19 protein-coding genes and 1 pseudogene are annotated in these 20,538 nt (G+C 44.9%); 3 read left to right on the forward strand and 17 right to left on the reverse strand.

The window, feature by feature from the left end; translation table 11 throughout:
• Nucleotides 1-181 precede the first annotated feature (181 nt).
• The 9 genes from DWX61_RS15890 to DWX61_RS15930 all read right to left on the reverse strand — a co-directional run bounded on the left by DWX61_RS15890 (nt 182) and on the right by DWX61_RS15930 (nt 8,504).
• The gene (locus DWX61_RS15890) at nt 182-871 is read right to left on the reverse strand and encodes a flavodoxin family protein (RefSeq protein ID WP_118626271.1); all 690 of its coding nucleotides are present in this window, start codon (nt 869-871) and stop codon (nt 182-184) included.
• An 81-nt stretch (nt 872-952) separates the two neighbouring features.
• On the reverse strand, nt 953-1,552 hold the full coding sequence (locus tag DWX61_RS15895) for a hypothetical protein (protein ID WP_118626273.1): 600 nt from the start codon (nt 1,550-1,552) through the stop codon (nt 953-955).
• 83 nt (nt 1,553-1,635) lie between these two features.
• Nucleotides 1,636-4,176 (reverse strand): YfhO family protein, encoded by a 2,541-nt coding sequence (locus DWX61_RS15900; protein ID WP_182434030.1) that lies wholly within the window; start codon nt 4,174-4,176, stop codon nt 1,636-1,638.
• Between the two features lie 524 nt (nt 4,177-4,700).
• Nucleotides 4,701-5,105 (reverse strand): ACT domain-containing protein, encoded by a 405-nt coding sequence (locus DWX61_RS15905; protein WP_021653044.1) that lies wholly within the window; start codon nt 5,103-5,105, stop codon nt 4,701-4,703.
• Nucleotides 5,106-5,257: 152 nt separating this feature from the next.
• The gene (spoIIID, locus tag DWX61_RS15910; RefSeq protein WP_118626277.1) at nt 5,258-5,515 is read right to left on the reverse strand and encodes a sporulation transcriptional regulator SpoIIID; all 258 of its coding nucleotides are present in this window, start codon (nt 5,513-5,515) and stop codon (nt 5,258-5,260) included.
• Nucleotides 5,516-5,604: 89 nt separating this feature from the next.
• Nucleotides 5,605-6,279 carry a TMEM165/GDT1 family protein gene (locus tag DWX61_RS15915; RefSeq protein ID WP_118626279.1) on the reverse strand — a complete coding sequence of 225 codons (675 nt, stop codon included), beginning with the start codon at nt 6,277-6,279 and terminating at the stop codon, nt 5,605-5,607.
• A 220-nt stretch (nt 6,280-6,499) separates the two neighbouring features.
• Nucleotides 6,500-7,447 (reverse strand): TPM domain-containing protein, encoded by a 948-nt coding sequence (locus DWX61_RS15920; RefSeq protein WP_182434031.1) that lies wholly within the window; start codon nt 7,445-7,447, stop codon nt 6,500-6,502.
• A gap of 56 nt (nt 7,448-7,503) precedes the next feature.
• A complete protein-coding gene (locus DWX61_RS15925; protein ID WP_118626283.1) occupies nt 7,504-8,070 on the reverse strand; it encodes a LemA family protein in 567 nt (188 codons plus the stop codon).
• A 116-nt stretch (nt 8,071-8,186) separates the two neighbouring features.
• The gene (locus DWX61_RS15930; RefSeq protein ID WP_270427792.1) at nt 8,187-8,504 is read right to left on the reverse strand and encodes a ketopantoate reductase family protein; all 318 of its coding nucleotides are present in this window, start codon (nt 8,502-8,504) and stop codon (nt 8,187-8,189) included.
• A 174-nt stretch (nt 8,505-8,678) separates the two neighbouring features.
• Between DWX61_RS15930 and DWX61_RS15935 the strand changes: the two genes are divergently transcribed.
• Both DWX61_RS15935 and DWX61_RS15940 read left to right on the forward strand, forming a co-directional pair.
• A complete protein-coding gene (locus DWX61_RS15935; protein WP_118626285.1) occupies nt 8,679-9,767 on the forward strand; it encodes a pyridoxal phosphate-dependent aminotransferase in 1,089 nt (362 codons plus the stop codon).
• 77 nt (nt 9,768-9,844) lie between these two features.
• Nucleotides 9,845-10,873 (forward strand): acyltransferase family protein, encoded by a 1,029-nt coding sequence (locus tag DWX61_RS15940; protein ID WP_118626287.1) that lies wholly within the window; start codon nt 9,845-9,847, stop codon nt 10,871-10,873.
• A 162-nt stretch (nt 10,874-11,035) separates the two neighbouring features.
• Here the strand turns inward: DWX61_RS15940 and DWX61_RS19385 are convergent, their stop codons facing one another.
• The gene (locus DWX61_RS19385; protein WP_255639164.1) at nt 11,036-11,164 is read right to left on the reverse strand and encodes a hypothetical protein; all 129 of its coding nucleotides are present in this window, start codon (nt 11,162-11,164) and stop codon (nt 11,036-11,038) included.
• A 199-nt stretch (nt 11,165-11,363) separates the two neighbouring features.
• On the opposite strand from DWX61_RS19385, the pseudogene DWX61_RS15945 reads away from it, so the two are divergent.
• Nucleotides 11,364-11,567 (forward strand): annotated as a pseudogene (locus DWX61_RS15945) (3-deoxy-7-phosphoheptulonate synthase); the annotation flags it as partial.
• A gap of 107 nt (nt 11,568-11,674) precedes the next feature.
• Here the strand turns inward: DWX61_RS15945 and DWX61_RS15950 are convergent.
• From DWX61_RS15950 to DWX61_RS15980, 7 genes are all read right to left on the reverse strand, one after another.
• Nucleotides 11,675-12,847: a DVU_1553 family AMP-dependent CoA ligase gene (locus DWX61_RS15950; protein WP_118626289.1), complete on the reverse strand. Its 1,173-nt coding sequence runs from the start codon at nt 12,845-12,847 to the stop codon at nt 11,675-11,677.
• Between the two features lie 20 nt (nt 12,848-12,867).
• Complete coding sequence (gene trsS / locus DWX61_RS15955; protein WP_118626291.1) at nt 12,868-14,193, reverse strand: radical SAM (seleno)protein TrsS; 1,326 nt, start codon at nt 14,191-14,193, stop codon at nt 12,868-12,870.
• On the reverse strand, nt 14,190-14,621 hold the full coding sequence (locus tag DWX61_RS15960) for a DVU_1555 family C-GCAxxG-C-C protein (RefSeq protein WP_118515213.1): 432 nt from the start codon (nt 14,619-14,621) through the stop codon (nt 14,190-14,192). Before DWX61_RS15960 ends, trsS begins: the two co-directional genes overlap by 4 nt.
• A gap of 3 nt (nt 14,622-14,624) precedes the next feature.
• Nucleotides 14,625-15,158 (reverse strand): class I SAM-dependent methyltransferase, encoded by a 534-nt coding sequence (locus tag DWX61_RS15965; protein ID WP_118515215.1) that lies wholly within the window; start codon nt 15,156-15,158, stop codon nt 14,625-14,627.
• On the reverse strand, nt 15,159-15,380 hold the full coding sequence (locus DWX61_RS15970; protein WP_019160623.1) for a DVU_1557 family redox protein: 222 nt from the start codon (nt 15,378-15,380) through the stop codon (nt 15,159-15,161).
• Nucleotides 15,380-17,674, reverse strand: a complete 2,295-nt coding sequence (locus DWX61_RS15975; protein WP_118515217.1) for a pyridine nucleotide-disulfide oxidoreductase/dicluster-binding protein — start codon at nt 17,672-17,674, stop codon at nt 15,380-15,382. The genes DWX61_RS15970 and DWX61_RS15975 overlap by 1 nt, the downstream gene beginning before the upstream one ends.
• 83 nt (nt 17,675-17,757) lie before the next feature.
• Nucleotides 17,758-20,520 (reverse strand): molybdopterin-dependent aldehyde oxidoreductase, encoded by a 2,763-nt coding sequence (locus DWX61_RS15980; RefSeq protein ID WP_019160621.1) that lies wholly within the window; start codon nt 20,518-20,520, stop codon nt 17,758-17,760.
• Nucleotides 20,521-20,538: the final 18 nt, after the last annotated feature.

Below are 20,538 nucleotides of genomic sequence, written 5' to 3' on the forward strand. Positions count from 1 at the left end.
TCGCGGTTGCTATTTACAAAATTACGGCATGCGAAAATATAACGTTTCATTCGCACGCTTGCTCATTATAGACCGTAAATACAGGGCTTGTCAAGGTGTTTTATGAAGAATTTTTGCTGATTTTACAGGGGTTTAACACAGTTTTCTTCATAGATGTCACAACCCTGCGAAAATGACGGTTTTACCTCCAGGGTCTGGCCTTTTCTGTCCACCCGTGTTCATTCCAGTAAGCCACATCCACTTCATTCCATCCACTTTTTACAAGCTTACGCATCACCTCGAAATATGTTTTGGTCTTCAACACCGGTTTTACATGGCCATAGTTCTTACGGATTTTTTCTGCCAGCTTATCGGTCGCTTTCTCAATCTCCGCCATCTTTTCCGGAGAAATTGATTTATAATTTATGGCATGAACGGCAGTACCGTACCTGTATATCTTTCCCATCCCCCAGAAAAACATACTGTCTGCCATATCTTTGTTGGTCCATTTCGTTCCGGCACCTGCTGCGGTAGAAATACAGACTCCCTGTTTGGAAAACATATCCGGGTTTGGCCTGTGCAGCATCCATCGGTAGCCATAGTGATCCAGCCATGCTTTCATGGAACCGGTACAGTGATAAACATATACCGGACTTGTAAGAATGATCACATCTGCGCTGTCAATGGCATCTGTCAGCGGTTTCAGTTCTTTATAATATGGGCAAAGCTTCTCATCCTTCACAATACACTGGTTACATCCAATGCAGAAATGCCCGAAATCTTTTGGCAGAAAAAACTCTGTCACTTCTCCACCCAGCTTGTCTGCCAGCATTTTTCCTATATGATAAGTAGAACCTTTATGGTTCTGCCCATGCACCATTGTGATCTTCATAAATCCCATCCCCCATTTTTACAGCTCCGTCATCTCTATCCTGCCTGATCACGATCTCTTTACAACGATCCTCTGTAACTTTCAGTTTCTCTCCACGGATATATTCCCGGAAACTGTCCTTAAAAGAGACGCCGCTCCGAAAATCTCCGCATTCTCTTCCGTATATCCTTCTTCTTTTTCCATCCAGCGGTCCACGATCTTCTGGGCTTCCTTCAGCCTTCCTCCTGCGATCCAGGTATAGATCAGCGCCGTTGCAGCTGTAGGATCATCTTCATCCTGCAGGTACCATTCCCGGCAGAAATCACCGGCCTCTTCTTTTTTGTCCAGGGACAGCATCGATGACGCCAGACGAAATCTCAGATCCGCCGGAGCTTCCTCTTTCCACGCAAAAAGATCCAGAAGCTTTCTGCAGACTTTTTCCATCTGAGCCTGGTCCTCTTCCTGTTCCAGTGTTTCCAGATAATCATTGATCCATATTTTCAGATCAAAAGAAAACCCTTCCATGCCGCTGAGGCAAAAAAGCTCCGGTGCAAAATTGTGCTTTTCCCTGCGTCCGCTCTCAACGATTTTCATCAAAGTATCAAACGCCTGATTCCACGCCGTCACATCTCCATCATCCCGCACCATACTTTCGTAAGACTGTATCATCTGCGCTTCCAGTTTTTTCCACAGTTTTTCCATGGCCTTTCCTTTCTGTACTGCAGCATCTCCTGCAGGTTCAAAGCCGCCGGCTCCCGCAAGCCGGAAACGGCCTTTTTATCCGGTTATGGCCTCCGCTCCTTCCTGGAAGTATAGCACGTCTTTTTCCGCCTTTCCACTACAATCTGGGAAATTCCCAGGATCATAACCATTAATATAGAAAGAACTGCTCCCTGTTTTAATCCCGGGGTGCTATATCTCATAACGATCTCATGACTGCCTTTGGAAAGCTTTATGCCTGTAAGTCCCTGAATACTTACTGCCTGTACTTTTTTTCCATCCACAAATATCTGCATATCCGGATCATAAAAGCTTCGTATCAGCAATATCCCATCCTGTTTCACAGATATACTGCCTTTCCCGTCGGAAAGATCTGTCTGCTGGGACGAAAGCTTCCGGTAGATCTCATCCAGATCCGATTCCTGATAGGTTCCCAGAACTGCCTCTTCCATGCCACAGTCTGCCGTTACCCGCACTGTGGTATCCGACTGACAGGTTCCAAGATCCAGAAAATTATTGTTCCAGTAATCCGATGTCTGGCTCTGCCCGTTAATGGTCACATTCTCCGGCTCCGTCCCCGGAATATAGAGATATCCATGCTCTCCTTTTTTCAACCGCACTGTAAAAACCGCTCTTCCGGCCAGCAGGGAATCTGAATTTATCGTCTGCATTTTGTACAGTCTTTTTCCCACGATCCCGCTGAGAAGCCGGTTTTGCACTTCCAGCGGATCCGTTCCTTCCATGGCATAATCCGCTACAGAATTGTTTATCATATATGCCCCTTTCAATGCCCGGGGATTCTCATACAGATCAAAGGATGCACTTTCGCCGATCTTTTCATATGCCGTATGCAGCGTTCTTGTATTTCTACAAAGAAGATACCGGATTCCCAGCAACATGTCCATCACCTCGGTAGCTCCCGCATACTGATAACGATTTTCCAGATTTTCAAATCCCATGTTTCGGACAAAATCCCACATTTCTTCTGTATTCGTGGAAGAATACATGGAGATTCCGTTCAGCTGGTACAGCATTTCCTCATTTCGAACAAGGGGATTTACAATGGCCGACCGGTAGTTTACCTGATCCGCCCCTGTCTTTTTCATAAGACTGGTCACTTCCCTGTCACTTTCCGCATAAACATCACGGTTGGCAGTTCCGTTGTCTGTGATACTGAAAACACCATGGATTCCGGTTTCCGCAAGTATCATTACGGCCAGGACCAGAGATACGATCTTCCTGATTTCCACACGTCCCAACGGATGTGACGGAAGTTTTCCACAAAGAAAACTGCCCGTCCACACCGGAAGAAAAAATGCCGCGATCACTCCGTCTGTAAGAAGGGTTCCCAGCCCTTTTCCGCTTTTCAGCCCTACAACAGTACAAAATATCTCTGCCAGGATAAATCCTGCCAAAATCCTCTTCCCGCTTTCCTTCTCCAGTTTTCCCCAGGCATCACAGCTTATTTTCAAAAGCAGAAAGATGAGAATAAACGCAAAACGATTGGGAATCCCCACCGGTTTGTGCATTCCGTGAAACAACAGATTCAGCGCTGTGATATGAAAGCCTGCAAAATACAGAAGAGCCATTGCCCCTAACATGATCTTTGCTGTCCTGCGGATCTCTTTGTTCAGGAAATAGATTCCTGCAAAAAGAAGCACCGCACATCCGCAGTAAAGGTTTACATCTCCCTGCTCCCCGGATTTTACAAAAGACATGGAATCTTCCATCAATGCGCCAAGCTGTTTCCAGATATCTCCGTAGACACCCTGAAGGCCGGTTCCCGCTTCTGCCGCAGCCGGTGTCCGGGATACTGCAACGATTCCCGGGATCAGCGTGATTCCTGCAAGGCCGGCTCCGCCAATGGAGGCTCCGGCAAATTTCAGCAGAGAATGTGGGATCTTCTCCGGGCGTTTCTCCTTTTCCAGAATAATCATTTGTACCACATAATACAGAGCCGCAAAGGTGCACAGCATAAATCCCATGTAATAGCTTGTCAGGATACCATACCCCAGAACAAGGCAGTACCCTTTCCACTTTCCGGTATTTACCAGCCGTTCAATAAGATATGCCAGAACCGGCAGGAGCATGATACAGTCCAGCCACATCACATTGCTGTAATATCCCATCAGAAAATTGGACAGTGCATACATACACCCCACAGAAACTGCCATGCAGTCTTTACCCGGATATTTTTTCCCGGAATACCATGCCATGGATACGCTGCAAATCCCTACCTTGATCAGGATCACCGCAGTGACAGCCTCGTTTACATACATGAATTTCATAAACAGCAGTACCAGGAAGCTGAACGGACTGCAGAGATAATAGCAAAACAATCCATAAAAATTATATCCCATGGCATGTGCGGACCAGGTCCAGCCCGCTCCCTTTCCAAGCTGCTCTGAAAGTTCCCTGTAAAAGACTGTATACTGATGGACTCCATCTACTACCAGCGCCGAATTTTCTCCAAAAGGATAAACACCCTTCAGTGCAAAGCCCAGCGTAAAGATCAGCACCGGAAATAGAAATGCCAGGAGATAGATTCCCCCTCTGTTTCCCCTTTTTTTATTTTTTTCCGCTTTCTGTATTCTTATTGGTCTCATTTCATTTCCTCGTCTGTCTGCAGCAGCTTCAGGCATTTCTTTTCCGTCGTTTTTTCTGATCCTCTGTATTCTGTAAATCGAACATCTGCGTCTTACTTTATCACATGCTCATAAACCTGAGCATTTTTACAAAACAGATCATAACATGTTTCCTACTGTATCATGTTTTTGTGAAATTACTGCGAATTTTTTCAGAGTAAAAGAAAAAAGCTGCCACATCCTTGGAGACACAGAAACTCCGCCGATGTAACAGCTTCTTTCTGAAGGAATCTGTGTACGCTGATCCACAGATTTCTTCATGGGTGTAATTATTAACTTTATGTGATGAGTTTTTTAGTTCCCGGCCTGTATGATACGGATATTCACATATCCTGAGGTGGCTGTTTACAGGTTAAGAACTATTATGGGTATATGATAGCATGGTCATATACATTTGTAAAATTAATATTTCGTGTTTATAATATAGGACTTTTTAATATTTACCAGATGGATAAAAGTATCTGCCACACAGTGAAATCCTGTTTTTATAAAACGGTATAGCCTCTGGATTTCAGGCAGGCTCTCACTTCCATAATATCCTCGGTATGGAATACCATGATCGGCTTGCCGGAATCACGGTTAAAGGAGAGGTACAGATAATCCACGCTCACATTACTGTCCTTCAGTGTAAGAAGCAGATCGTTCAGATTTCCGGTCTTATCCTCAACCTCCACTCCGATCACCTCGATCACGTGGCAGAGATATCCGGCAGCGATCAGAGCCTCCATTGCCTTATCCGGCTCCGAAACTACCATTCGTACGATTCCGTACTCTGCGCTGTCATTGGTTACAGAGCCCAGAATGTTGATATCCTCGTCCTTCAGGATACCGGTAATGTTCTGCATAACACCCTTTTTATTTTCTGCATAGATGGATAACTGTTTCAGCATGATAAAATCCTCTCTTTCCTATGTGCTGTATTTTGCTATTTCTATCGTATGATAAATCTTCGCACATCTTATCAGGTATGTCAACCAAAGCAAGCCGGATAATAACACAGACATTCATATTTTATGATCAGCATTTAATCCGGACCGCCTGTTCATCGGATATGAGCATGGAGATATTTTTCCCGGGTAGCGATACCTCCCCGGATATGTCGCTCCTGCTTGTTTACATCCAGTACCTTGCGAACTTCTATGGCCAGAGCCGGATTGATCACTTTCAGGCGTTCTGCGCAATCCTTATGTACCGTACTCTTACTGATCCCGAATTTCTTCGCCGCCTGCCGCACCGTAGCCTTTGTTTCAACAATATATCCTGCGATCTCAACTGCACGTTCTTCAATATAATCCTTCACTGCCAAGCCCCCGAAGACGCTTTTTTACAGTGTATGCGAAGGCTTTTTCCGGTATGAGCCTTATTCTGTGCAAAGCTCCTTATAATAATTTAATTCTTTTTCGCCTGCTTATAAAGCACAAGACAGACGATCACAAACATAACCGTAACCGCTAAGGTAAGCGGGAGGATCATAGAAGAGCCCGCCCCGAGCAGAAGGCCAAATCCCTGTCTCAGCGTCAGGATTCCAAAAATGGAAAAAATAACAAATGCAACTGTATTGAGGATTCCCTCAGGTGCCTTGCTTTTCAGAAGATACCCGATCAGAAGTCCGATCACATCCGCCGCAAAAAGTCCCAGTGAACAGGCAAGCCATACCACAACCGCTGAACTCAGCCCCTCATTGGCACCAAATGTAATTGCAGTAAGCTGTGTCTTATCCCCCAGCTCCGCAACAAAAAATGTGCAGAATACAGACAGCGGTGCAAATTTGATCTTACGATCCTTAACATTCTCTTCCTCATCATCGTCACCCTTCAGCGTTGTCACCGCAAAAAACAGGAACGCCGCACCTGCGATCAGACGGATCAGCCAGGTAGGGACCACGGTACTGATAATACCTCCTGCCAGCACTGCCAGTCCGTTGAGCACCAGGATCGCAACACCGGTTCCAAGCAAAATATCCTTCAGCTTGAACCTGGAAGTCATTGCCACCAGCATCAGCTGTGTTTTGTCACCCATTTCCGCAATAAACTGGGTAAAAAGAACTTTCATAAATAACAGCATTTTTCTTCTCCTTTGCATATTCATCCGCTCCGGAGCCATAAAAAAAGACCCACGTATACTCTATCTCTGTAACAGAAATAAAATATACATGAGTCTCATTCTTTAAGATTTGCCAGGTGCATGCACCAGTATGTTGACAAACCACGTCTACACGCGAATTACTCCCTCACGGAATTGATTTTCGTCATTGTAGCAAAGTTGAGAAATTTTGTCAATAGCATCAGAAATCCCTGCCGGCACCGCCACCGCCGAAGCTTCCTCCGTCTCCGGAGCTTCCGCTGTCGTAGCTGTCATAATCATCGTCTCTGTCATCGTCATTGCCGGAACTTCCACCGCTGCTTTTTCCTCCTCTTCCCAGAATCCAGCTCAGCGGAAACAGGGAATTAAAGAGCCGATGCAGTACACTCATACGGTTAAAATTCTTTTTCCAGTAGTCTGCGGTATCCTTTCCCGACAATTTCATTATCAGGCCCTTCAGAACCAGAACCATAGTTACGATAAGAAATACAGGAAGCATCACGCACAGCAGATATGCGCCCACCATGATCAAAACGATCATCACAAGCCCCAGTGCGATCTCCCAGACAGTTCCATCATCCTCATCCTCATCATCGTCCACATCCGGCTGCACCTTCTCATATCTGGGAGCTGTTATCTTATCCAGACCGTATTCCTCACGGATCTCATTTAACAGTGCATAATAAAGCTCCACGGTACCTTTTTCAAACTGATTGTCTTTATAGGAAGGAACTGCATATTCATCCAGAAGTCGTCCGGTCTTTGAATCAGGCAGCTTTCCCTCAAGACCGTAGCCGACAGATACCCAGACTTTACGGTCTGAAACCGAAAGGACGATCAGAATACCATTATTTTTCTTCTTTGAACCAATTCCCCATTTGCGACCGGTTTCCACTGCATAATCACTGATGTCTTCCCCATCGGTGGTATCCACGGTAAGGACAACCAGCTGCGCTGTGGTATCATCATACAGCTGTTCACCAGCCTTGCAAAGCTCTTCCTTCCAGGTATCGCTGAAAATCCCTGCATAATCATTAACATAGAATTCTTTTGTGGCAGACGGGATCTCCCCGAAAACTGCCAGCGTACTTCCGGACAGCGTCAATACAAAAGCCAGCAACACAGCCATCCGTCCGATCCATTTTTTCATAGGATATTCTCCCTCTATCCGTTCTTTCATTTCATCAGAACAATGGTCTGATCTTATCACTCTGCCAGCATATCCCCTACATCCGGCGTATCTGCTGCTGAATCATCGGCCTCAAAATATGACGCCTTTTCAAAGCCAAGCATGGAACCAAATACATTCCCGGGGAATTTCACAAGCCTTGTGTTATAAGCTTTCACAGCCTCATTATAATCTTTTCTCGCTACAGAGATCCGGTTTTCGCTTCCGGACAGTTCATCCATCAGGCCCACATAAGTAGTATCACTTTTCAGTTCCGGATAATTTTCCACCACAACCTTCAGACCGGAAAGTGCACTGTCCATCTGTTGATCTGCCTCAGATTTCTCTTCTACAGTATCCGCATTCATCAGCTGGTCCCTCGCCGCCAGAACCTTGTCAATAATCTCCGTCTCATGCTTCGTGTAACTTTTTACCGTGCTGACGAGATTCGGGATCAGATCTGCCCGTCTCTGCAGCATGGTATCCACATCAGCCTCTGCAGTTTCCACAGCTTCTTTACCTCCGGCAAGCCCGTTGTAACTGAGCATAAGTCCTCCGGCAAGGATCACGATCACTGCAATAACAGCAAAAAATACTTTTTTCATCTCTTTTCCTCCCTTCCGGTATCACAGATAACCTGTCAGCCCGCGATACAGGATTTTTTATATCCCCATTGTACCAGAGCATACAGGATTCCACCAGAAAAACTCACCTTTTTCAGTCAGAATTTTTCTGCCATTTCCATAAGTCCCTGATATATTTTTTCGGAAAGCGGAATGGAAACACCCAGTTTCTTCGCTTCTTTCACAATATAGCCGCTGAAGGTTTCCAGCTCCGTCTGTTTTCTCCGGATGCGAAAATCCCTCTGCAGGGAACTGGTTGCATTATCTGCACCTTTCAGGATCTCTGTCACTTCTGCAATTTTCTTCTGCTGCCGTTCATCCGCATCTTTGACTCCAATACAAAGCCACGTAAACGCATCCTGCCGGGCAATGGAAAATCCACATTGGCAAACAGCATGGATATTCGCCATCCGCATTCGCTACCTGCTCATTGTATCAAATATTCCCATACATTTCCAGAAAGCAATTTTCAGTAATATCCTGTTCAAAAAAATACAGAAACTTTTTATCCCGTCTTTTTTTGTCCCGTATTCTGGTGTATACTGGATATAAATTTTTTACGAAAAAAATAAAAATGTGAGGTGACAAAAATGGATACCAAACCCGTTTTTCACGGAAGTGATATAGAAAAGATCTGCAGCTACTACAATCTGAAAAAAGAAAACATCGTCAAATTCGGTGCAAATGTCAATCCTCTGGGCCTTTCCCAAAAAGCCGGCAGAGCCATTGCAGAACACGTGGATATTCTTTCCTCCTACCCGGACAGAGAATACACATCCCTTCGGAATACGATTTCCGGCTACTGCAATATTCCCGCTGATTTCATTCTTCCGGGAAACGGCTCCAGCGAATTGATCTCCCTTCTGATCCAGGAGCGTGCCCCGAAGCACACTCTGATCCTTGGGCCTACCTATTCTGAATACTCCAGAGAGCTATCCTTCTCCGGAAGTACCCAGGAATATTACCACCTTCAGGAAAGCAATGATTTCGAGCCAGACATTCCGGATCTCTGCCGGAAGCTGGAGCAGGGCTATGATTTTCTCATTCTCTGCAACCCCAACAATCCAACCTCCTCTGCCATCACCCAGGAAGAGCTTCGCAGACTCATCGGTTTCTGTGCTGAAAAAAATATCTTCGTGATGATCGACGAAACCTATGTAGAATTTGCCCCGGATATCAACGCCATCACCGCAGTTCCGCTGACACGGGAATTCACCAATCTCATGGTACTCCGCGGCGTATCGAAATTCTTCGCCGCTCCCGGAATACGCCTGGGCTACGGCATCACCGGAAACATGGAATTTCTTGCAAAAATGCGCGAAAAACAGACACCATGGTCACTTAACAGCCTTGGTGCCTTTGCAGGAGAGATCATGCTGCGGGATGAAGATTATATTAAAGAAACCAGAAATCTGATCCTTTCCGAACGTGATCGGATGATCCGGGAGCTGAAGGATACAGACACCTACAAAATCTATCCCGCCTATGCAAACTTTATCCTGCTCAGGATCCTGAAAAACGGACTGACCTCCTATGACGTATTTGAAGCCTGCATCAGACAAGGCATGATGATCCGTGACTGTTCTTCCTTCCAGTGCCTGGACGGGGAATTTGTGCGATTCTGTATTATGATGCCGGAGGATAATTCACGGCTTGTTAAAGTGCTGAAATCACTGTAGTCCTCAAAGTTTTTCTGTATAACCTGCGTATACAAACGGGGCAGCACTCCAAAAACATCTCAAGGAGAATTTATTTTATGGACTTTTTCATTCTGGCAGCAATCCTTCTGCTGCTCATTCCATCCAGGCCTGTGGAATTCAATCCGGAATATATCTCGATGAAACAGACCAACATCATCCGCGGATTTTTTCTGCTGCTGGTATTCATGATCCACTTCTGCCAGTACATCCAGATGAACAGCCCCACAGACCGGATCTTCCAGTTCTGGCGCACCCACTCTGGCCAGCTGGTAGTCACCCTGTTCCTGCTTTATTCCGGATACGGTGTCTTCGTCTCCATCATGAAAAAAGGCACGCCCTACGTCCGCCGCATCCCAGTTCACCGAGTGCTGCGGACACTGGTGCATTTTGATCTGGCCGTACTGCTTTATCTGGCAGCCTATTCTTTCATGGGAAGAACCTTTTCCATGCAAAAAATTTTCCTGGCACTGCTGGGCTGGGAAAGCCTCGGCAACAGCAACTGGTACATTTTTGTCATGTTGATCCTGTACCTCATCACCTGGTTCGCATTCCGGATCTTAAAAAACAGCCCTGTACCCTCTCTGCTTTTCATCACAGTTCTGACCGTGATAAGCATGTACATCCTGTTCCTCCACAAAACCGACTACTGGTACAACACCATGCTCTGCTACCCCGCCGGCATGTGGTACGGATTCTTTAAGGAAAAAATTGATGTAAAATTAAAGGCCACAAAGAATTACATCCTTGCAGCCCTTATACTCCTGGCCCTGCTCCTCGTAGTTTACAAAACCCGCCAGCAGATCTGTATGTATGCCATCGGCGCTGTTGTATTCGCACTGGTGGTTGTGATGTTTACCATGAAAATGCAGCTTGGAAATTCACTCCTGGAATTCACCGGAAAGCATCTGTTCGGATTGTATATTATGCAGAGACTGCCTATGGCCCTGCTGCAGCATACCACCATTGGAGCAAATGCTTATGTTTATGCAGTGGTCTGTTTTCTGCTTATGTATTTGGTGGGGATTGGGTTTAGCTGGGTTTGCGAGATGGTGGATGAGAAAGTACTGGGGAAGATTTTTTCATAGACTTTGTAGGTTGCAGAGCCAGAAAGCTCTGTAACTGTCAGGATATTTTTGTTTGGTGCTGTCAGCTCTAAAGAGAAAACGCATACCGCTAAATCAGAATGAATGTACCGCCGATTTCAGAATAGGCGTACCGTTCAAGCAGAATTTGCAGCTGATCAATCCTTATAATTTGCCTTTTATTTCAACCACAACTTTTCCATGTGCTCCCAATGCTCCATATGGACCAAAACATACAACGACTTTTTTTCCGGGTTTAATATAAAACTGAAAGTCTGAATACTTCATTTTCATAACATAAGAATACCCCTGGCCGGAAAGTTTTTTCGAATATGCTGTTGCTATATTTTTCTTTACATTACTTTTTTTCCAGACGCAACATCTTGAACCGCCAACTTCTTTCCGTCTTTAAGACGATATGTTAAGCCATATTCTCTGCTTTCTCCAACTCCCCCTGCATACCACTCAGAGGCAAATCTAAAGCTTATGTAGCCGAATTGTCTCAGAAGTACTTCACAGTCGTAATTATAATCCGGAACTTAAAAAGCTGGTGAAGGGTGTTATGATTGAAAGCTATCTTCTGGAGGGCCGTCAGGATATCAGTGATCATATGACTCCTGGCTGTTCCATCACAGATCCTTGCCTCGGATGGGAAGATACAGAACGGCTGATTTATGATATTGCTGAGAAATGCTGATTTTTATGGATAATACAAATGTGAACAAATAACTATTCATAAAACAATAAACAGAACGAAATCCGGCTGACAGTCTGTGGATTTCGTTCTGTTTTCTAATAGTTTCTCTATAAAATAATACGTTTCGCAGGATACAATGCCCTATCGCTCCATTCTGCTTTTCTGCAGTCCAAAGAAATAATATTTTTCTCTGCACAGACATTTCTGATCAGTTCTTCTCCGTTGTCTGATGTAAAAAGTGCTGTGATTTCTTTCGTCTCTCCAACACTCCTTACACAGCAATCTACCAGTTCCGGAATCTGAAACAGTAATTCATCCATTTCTCTCATACTTTTTGACTGGTCGATGCGCCTTACAAAATCCAGACGCTTTATCTCACTTCCACAGATACATTTTCCGGGGATAATACGTGTATGGTCGCCGGTCCTGTATCTGATCAAAGGCTGTGCCTCCATCCCAATGGTTGTGATCACCAGTTCTCCCCATTGACCGTCAGGCAGAACATTTCCCTCTTTATCTATGATCTCTATGATACAGTGATTCTCTCGCATGTGCATGCCCTCATGAGCCTGACAGCAGATCGCGCCCCCAAGTCCCATCTCTCTGGAACCATAATGAGGCCAGAGAGGTGTTCCCAGAATTTTTTCTATTTCTTTCATTACTGTTTCCGAACAGGCATCCCCTGATATCAGTGCTCTCTTTATACTTCCTTTTCCACACATTCTAAGCATAGAAAGCAGTGCTGTCGGCATACCTACATAAGTGTCCGACTGTTCCTCTTCCAGAATTGTTTTTAACTCACCATAGGTTTTATTGTTCCCGGTTAAAAGGGGGTGTGCACCTATACGTCTGATTGCCTCTGCGATCAGCTCTCCCAGTCCAAAAGGACCGGAAAACGGCATGGCAACCATAGTCCGGCTTCCCGGATAAATAAACTCACCAAGTCCGGCCATAAAAAGTTCTATGGTATGTTCACAATCTCCTTCTGTATAAAATACACGTTTACCTGCACCGGTTGTTCCACTTGTCTGTTCTGAAATGATCCTCTGTATTTCTCCCTGGGAGCACAGTAACATCCTGCCCCCTTTCTGAGCAAGGTCGGATTCCGTTGTAAAGGGAAGGTTTTTCAGATCAGCAAGGCTTTCCAGCCTTTCTGGCAGATCTCTGTAAAAACCCTGCCTTTCTTTTTCTTTTTTCAAAACAGCATTCAGTTTATCCAGCTGTATTTTGTTTATTGCTTCCCTTGTAATATCTGTAATTTCTTCCTGCTTACAGATCATTGCATCTATATTGGATCGTTTCACTTTCTGTATAAATAGGTTCCTTTCAGATTAGTCAGATTATATGCACAGAACGGCACCATTCCATAATCAGGATCCACTTCACAGATATAACAGCGTTTCAGACGGTCAAGATCCAGATTCCAGGCATCCTGAAAGATCATGCCTGATACTGCAAAGGTTTCATTATGTATCCGGATCAGAAACTCATCCAGCGCATCTGTCTGTGTCATTTCTCCTTCATCATAGTTTTTTGTACTGTAGCTCCACTGATTTTCCACATACTGTCTGGAATCATCACTGGTGGTACAGCAGCATCCTTTTCCTGATTTTTTTTCAAGAAGCTTCAGTTCCCGCTCCCCTTTTCTCAGATAACTTGCATGGAAGGAGCAGTAGGGATTCTCTGCTCCGCCGCCTGCAAAATCCTCAATTTTCATCAGTCCCTCTGTCTGTTCTTCCATAAGTCTCAGCATCTTTGGTATGGTGATGGGATTTGTGGGGCGCTTCTGGGAACATCTGCCAAAATAACTGATAGGCTGAAAATGTACGCCACGGACAAAGGGCATATGATTCAGACCAAATTTCAGGATATCCCCTACCTGCATATCATTTACTCCCGGCGCTATGACCGGCACAAGAGCAATACCAAGCTCTGCTTCTGAACAGTTTAAGATCGCCTTTTTCTTCAGTTCCATCATAGCCTGCCCACGCAAAGTCTCATAAACCTGATCTGTCACACCGTCAAACTGAAGAAATACTGTATTCAGTCCTGCTTTTTTCAGCTTTCTGGCATATCCATCCTCCCTGGCAAGCCGGATCCCATTGGTATTTAACTGAAAAAATGTAAATCCTTTTTTTCTTCCCATATGTATGATCTCAGGCAGATCATCTCTCATGGTTGGCTCTCCTCCTGAGAGCTGTATATTAAAAGGACCTCCGTGAGCCATCAGAAAATCATACTGTTTTTCTATTTCACTGATAGGAATATCTCCGTTTTCCCCGCCTTCTCCTGCTGAAGCAAAGCAGACAGGGCAATGCATATTACAGCGTTTTGTGACTTCCAGGATCATACAGCACCCTTTTCTTTCATGTTCCTCACAGAGTCCGCAATTATCCGGACAGGATTTTTCTTTAACCTTCGGATTTACAGGAGTTTCCGCTGAGAGATTTTCTCTTCCCCAGGAAAGATAATCTGTTACATTTCCCTCCCAGATCAGAGTCTGAAATTTCCCATGCGCATTACATTCTTTTACCAGATAAATCCCGTCTTCACCAATACACTTTTTGGCAGGAACTACCTTCATACATTCCGGACAGACACTTTTTGTTTTGCCAATGGTGATCAAAGCTCCAGCACCTCCCGTTCTGTCAGTATTTCCATAACTTTTGTATAAGTATCTGCAATAAGTCCGGGACATTTCTCCATAATTATGCCCCAGTCCAGATGAGTGATATCCTTACAGTAAAAAGCTCCAAATTCTTCTTCTGTCTTTTGGCGGAACCACTGATATAATTCCTGTACAGCCGGCTTCATCTGTGTATCTTCCTTCTCTTCAGGAGCCAGATTGCCGAGAAAATATCCGATGGCACAGGCACTTCCTGTCAAACACCCACAGGTATCTCCACAGTAACCAATTCCTCCTCCAAGTCCTCCCATTGCCTTTACAAGCTGTGGATTTTCCTCTCCTATGGTTTCCAGAGTCATGATCATAATGATCTGTGAACAATGATATCCCATGCTGCCTAATTCCATTATTCTTTCGTAAAGATCCATACATTACTCCTTTCTGCCAACCACCATGGTATAGCCTATTTTTCTGCCTTTATATTCATTCTGCAAAAGCTTATGATCCTCGCAGCAGAATGAATCATTCCAGATTGCTTCCAGATAATATTCTCTCCAGAGAGCAGTCTGATCCTCCTGACAGAGAATCGTAAACCCTGTTTCTTTCACAATTTCCAAAAGATTGCCCGGATCCAGATCTGACAGTAAAAGAAATCCTCCCTTTTTCAGTACACGCCAGCATTCAGAAACTGCCTTTTTCTGATCTCTGCTGACAAAAAATGCACACTGGCTGATACAGAGATCCATACTGTCTGCTGCATACTGAAGGTTCAGAAAATCTCCCCTCTGCACCTCACTGCTTCGCGGAGCAAGATCCACCCCCTGCACATTCAGACCAAATGCTTTCATGATCCGCACTGTCTCTCCCTCTCCTGCTCCCAGATCCAGAGCTTTCATTCCTTTTTTCAGTTCTATGCTTTTCAGAAGATGAAGTGTCTGCTCTTCCCCTCCGGGATGTCTGTTCATCTATTTATCCTCCAGTGCACGTTCCACTGCCAGAACCTTTCCAAGAGCCAGTTCCTCCGGAACATAGACAAAGCCACATTTGGGACAGACCGGCATCTCAACAGGAAAACCGTTCTCCAGATACATAAATTTTGCTTTTCCTTTTACAAGAGGAACCTTGCATTTCATGCAGGTCAGCTTTCCCTCAGGATCAATGGTATAATATGTTCTCTCTGCTGCCATTACTGTCCCACCCTTTTCATAATATTCATTCTGTGACTGTATGCTCTGCGTACCAGATACCCTTCTTCAGTTTCCACAAATCGCACCCAGAATGTCACATTTCCAAGTCTGCTCCTTGTCACCAGTTCTTTTGTCTCTTCATCAAAAATCGCTTCCTGGTTTTCTCTATAATCTGATAATACACGCTCCACATCACTTTTCAGTATCATGCGTTCATCCATCATACTGATAGCATCTTCTGTATATGCAACGGTATAATCTTTTTTCTCCATCATCAGTTCCTCATTCCATATATTTTTTAAAAGCTTCTCTTTTAGCACAAGCCGGTTGTAGCGTTTTTCACTGATATCCGGCATATTGACGGCATTTGTGCCATACAGAAGTTCAAGGATATGTCTGGATTCCCTGCCTTCCCTGACAAATCGGTCCCTGCATGCCATGCAGTACGTTATATATGGGGCATCGGATCGTTCCAGACACTTTTCTGTCATTTTATCTGCCATCTCTTTATTAGCGTAGGAAGTCAGTCCACCGTATCCGCAACAGGGAGACAGATCTCTGGAATATTCTGTGTTTACAACAGTGCACCCCATATCTGCAAGAAGCTCTCTTATTATGTCCTGTGTCTGCGCATCACCCCTGGCTCCGCAGGCATCATGTATTGCAACAGGTATCTCCAGCCCTTTTGCCTGTGCGGGAAGTCCGATTTCCTTTAAGATCTCCCAGATTCCTGTGACTCTGACGCCAAGACTCTCTTTTAACTGTTTCATACAGCTTGGACAGCCTGCTATGATCATGGGATCTCCCAGCTTTGCAAGCTCCTGCTTCAGCTGTTCATTTACCTTTTCTGTCATTTCATAGCGTCCTGCCCATTCACTGATAGCACCACAGCATCCCAGCATCAGGGCAACACCGCCCTCTGTCCTCCTGCAAAGATCCTCATATGCCTCTGTGACAACATCCGGCGCTATGGCTCCTGCCTGACATCCCGGAAAAAATACATATCTGCAGGTTTCATATCCCGGCTGAGGTCTGCATAAGAAAGCCTCCGAATTGGAGAACAGCATATCCATCAGTGCAAATTCATGAGGTGCCAGAGGCATCTTGTCTGTAGATACCATATTTTCTCTTGCAGATTTGCAGACCTGGCTCATATCAAACCCATTTGGACAGGTTACAGTGCACTGTCCGCAGAGCGAACAGGAATTCATCGGTTTATTCATCTGGTGATCTCCCATAATGATCTGGGTATTATTATAAATCTCACGTGCAAGAAGACCAGGGTGCTTTTTATATTCACTTAAATAGACACAGCTTTTCATACACTCATCACAGTGGCACTGAATGCATCGCTTTGCTTCCTCCATAGCTTCTTCTTTTGAATATCCATCTATGCTGCAGGGAATCTTTTTGGAACCTTTCATCCCTTCCATATTTGTATAGAGCCTGGTAGTAACTGCTCCTTCACTGCCTCTGTTGCTGTGGGGCGAAAGATTCTGTACAAGGAGATCTACAGTCAGGGCAGCTCTCTTTGCAGCAAAAGCCGCATCCATCACAGACTGGGCCAGACCGCTGACAATTCCCGCCTGTTCTCTCAGCATGATCTCTGCATCTGCTGTTTCTTCAGGAGCCAGCTTTTTGGCCACCTCCTCTGAAGCACAGACCACATCTGCCTCCTTCATTTTCTCTCTGATAAACGGAAGGTCAAGACTGCATCCGAATTCAAAGGAAAGATCCATGGAACTGAGACGTTTTGCTTCATTCCTACAATCTGATTCCGAAAGCTTTGGTGCTGCTGCTGCAATATAGGCTTCATAATCTTTCTCCTGACAGTAAATGGTTGCAGGATACATCTTCTTTTCCAGCTCCCCTGCAAGAAACAGCGGGAATAATCCTGAGCCAAAAATCACAGCCTTTTTTTTCTTTCTGATACGAAATACACTGCTCCGTTTTCCAGGTTCCCCATATCGGACAATGGCACGCTCTACTTCACGTATGGATATGCCATCACCCAGCTCACAAAGCCTGCATTTCTCCTCACAGGGTGCAGTACAGCCGCTACAGAGGATCATGGGAAATGGTGTGATCTTCTCATAGATCCCCAGAGCTTTCTTAAAATTTCCTTTTGCAGCATAAAACAGCATTTCTTTTGTATCTGCTTTGAAAGGACAGGCTGCAACACAGTACGCCGGCTGTTCATGAACACAGAGGCTGATCATATGATCCATCTCTTCCTTTGACATTCGATTTACGTGATAAACATGAGTGGAACCTCTCTCCTGTATATATGTCATAACCCGATACTCCTTTCATTTCCAAAGGGGAGACAGTCTCCCGTCTCCCCTTATTATATCATATGATAAAATTATACTGAGAATTATTTCTCAAGTTCCTTTAATGCTGCAAGAACCTTTTCCGGACGGGCAGGAACACGTGTGATACGTGCGCCTGTAGCATTGTAGATTGCATTCAGGATCGCAGGATGAGGAGCATCCAGCGGAGCCTCACCACAGCCGGCAGCACCGTAAGGACCGCTTGGGCGATATGTTTCATTGAAATGAAGTTCAATATCATCCGGCGCATCATTTGGATACGGAATACCACAGTTCTTCAGAGAAGTATCATGGTTCAGATCCTCGAAATCTTCTGTAAGAGCAAGACCGATACCCTGTACAAGACCACCGTAGAAGTTGCCTTCTACAAGAAGTCTGTTCATGATCGTACCTACGTCAGCCACACAGGTGAATTTTTCAACTTTAACTTTACCTGTTTCTGTATTAACAGCAACTTCCGGAAGGAAGATCGTGTACATGTAGGTTGCAAACGGATCACCCTGTGCTGTATCCTGATCGATCGGATGATCTGCACAGAAGGTTGTCACCCAGTTACCTTCATATTTTGTTGCAAGACCTTCAGCCACCATCTCATCATAAGTACGGAAGGTTCCGTCTTCTTTCTTCATAGCTGCCACAAGGTTTTCTGCTGCCAGACGACATGCATTACCTGACATAACCTGTGAACGTGATCCACCTGCAGGACCTGCATTAGGACATGTCTTGGTGTCATTCATAACAAGTTTGATCTGTTCCGGTCTGATTCCTGCCTGACGAAGTGTTTCATGAGATGATACAAGAACACCCATATCAGCGCCCTGTCCGTGATCTTCCCATGCAGCATACATTGTAACTGTTCCATCCGGATTCAGCTCTGCGAATGCGTTTGATGTATCAACACCGTCAAGGCCACAGCCATATACACCGAGAGATACACCGATGCCATATTTGATCTTGCCATCAGAAGCTGCATTCTTTTCAGCCACACGTTTCTTAGCTGCTTCATACAGTGGACGTGCTGTCTTGAACAAATCTTCTTCACAGTATACTTCAGGCGGATAACCTGTAGGGATTGTACTGCCTTCGGATTCTTTGTAACAGTTCATTTCACGGATATCGAACGGGTCGATTCCCATCTTTGCTGCCAGAACATCTATCGCGATCTCAGATCCCATGTAAGACTGCGGAGAACCGTAAGCACGGAATGCGGAACCCCATGCGTGGTTTGTAAATACTGTTGTAGATTTATTGCGGATAGAATTGATTCCATAACCTGCACCTGTAAACTGGGAAAGTCTCATTGTAAGCAGGTCACCGAATTCTGAGTATGGACCATGATCCACATAGTTATTGCCCCAGAGTGCAAGAAGCTTACCGTTTTCATCTGCTGCAAGCTTGATATTCATAAATGCAGGAGATCTCTTTCCCGTATATGTAATATTCTGGAACTGATTAAATACCAGAGATACTGGACGTTCAAGAATCTTAACAGCAGCACCGATCAAAGCCTCATTTGTAGGAGAGAACTTATAACCAAAGGTTCCTCCTGCATGGTTCTGAACAATTCGTAAGTTCTCCATTGGCACACCGATACCATCAGCGATCATAGGCATATGCAGATGGATACCAATGGATTTGGAATGAACAGTTATCATACCGTCTTCGTCAATATAACCATAACCGCAGTCCGGCTCAAGATGAAGATGAGGCTGACGTGAACAGTAAGATTCTATCTCAACCTGCTGTGAATCCGGAATGCTGTCCCAGTCAAAATCAGGACCCTTGATACAGTTTGTCTCAAAGAATGCGTTCGGAGTACCGGGATGAATCTCCGCTGCATCCGGTGCGATGGCATCCATTGCATTCATGTATGCAGGAAGCTCTTCAATCTCAACTTTAACTGCTTCTGCTGCTGCCCGTGCATGCTCTTCTGTATCAGCAGCTACAATGGCAATCGCATCACCAAACTGGAAGATTTTTTCATCGCAGAGTACAGGACGTTCGAATCCGTCTGTTTTGTTGTGTTTTGGAAGCATTACAAGACCATTGATCTTATTGGTTCCGCCTGCTGCCTTAATATCTTTTGCTGTGATAACACGGACAACACCAGGCATGCTCTCTGCTTCTGTTGTGTCAATGCTGAGGATATTTGCATGAGAAACCTTTGCCTGTGTAAGAGCAAGACGAAGTGTTCCTGATGGCATCTTTAACGCATCATCTGCACCAAAGTCCCAGGTACCTGTTACCTTCTGTGCTGCTGACGGACGGATATAATTTGTTCCAACAATAGAATCCCCTGTCTGTTTGAACACAAGGTCTTCCTTTGTCATCTCACCGCGCATAACTGCTGCTGCTGCCATAGTAGCATCAATCAGCGGCTTATAACCTGTACAACGGCAGAGATTACGCTGTTTATTAAACCAGTCTCTTACCTCCTCACGGGTAGGACTTGGATTATTATCCAGAAGTACTTTTGCGGAAATAATAAATCCCGGTGAACAGAAACCGCACTGTGCACATCCATATGCCATCCACGCAACTTGGATCGGGTGCATATCAGAAATTGTTCCCACACCTTCAATGGTTGTGATCTCTGCATGATCGGGAACACGACTCATCTTATAGATACAGGATCTTGTAACTTTTCCGTTCATAATAACATTACAGGCTCCACAGTGACCTTCACCGCAGCCGATCTTACATCCTGTAAGAAGAAGGTGATTACGGAGTACCTGCGCCAGTGTCTCATCCTTATCAAGAATAAGTATTCTCTCAACACCATTAATCTTCAATGTCTTTTTAATCATGTCCCATTCCTCCTTTTA

The sequence above is a fragment of the Ruminococcus sp. AF20-12LB genome (assembly GCF_003478985.1).
In the GTDB taxonomy this organism is placed as follows: domain Bacteria; phylum Bacillota; class Clostridia; order Lachnospirales; family Lachnospiraceae; genus Blautia_A.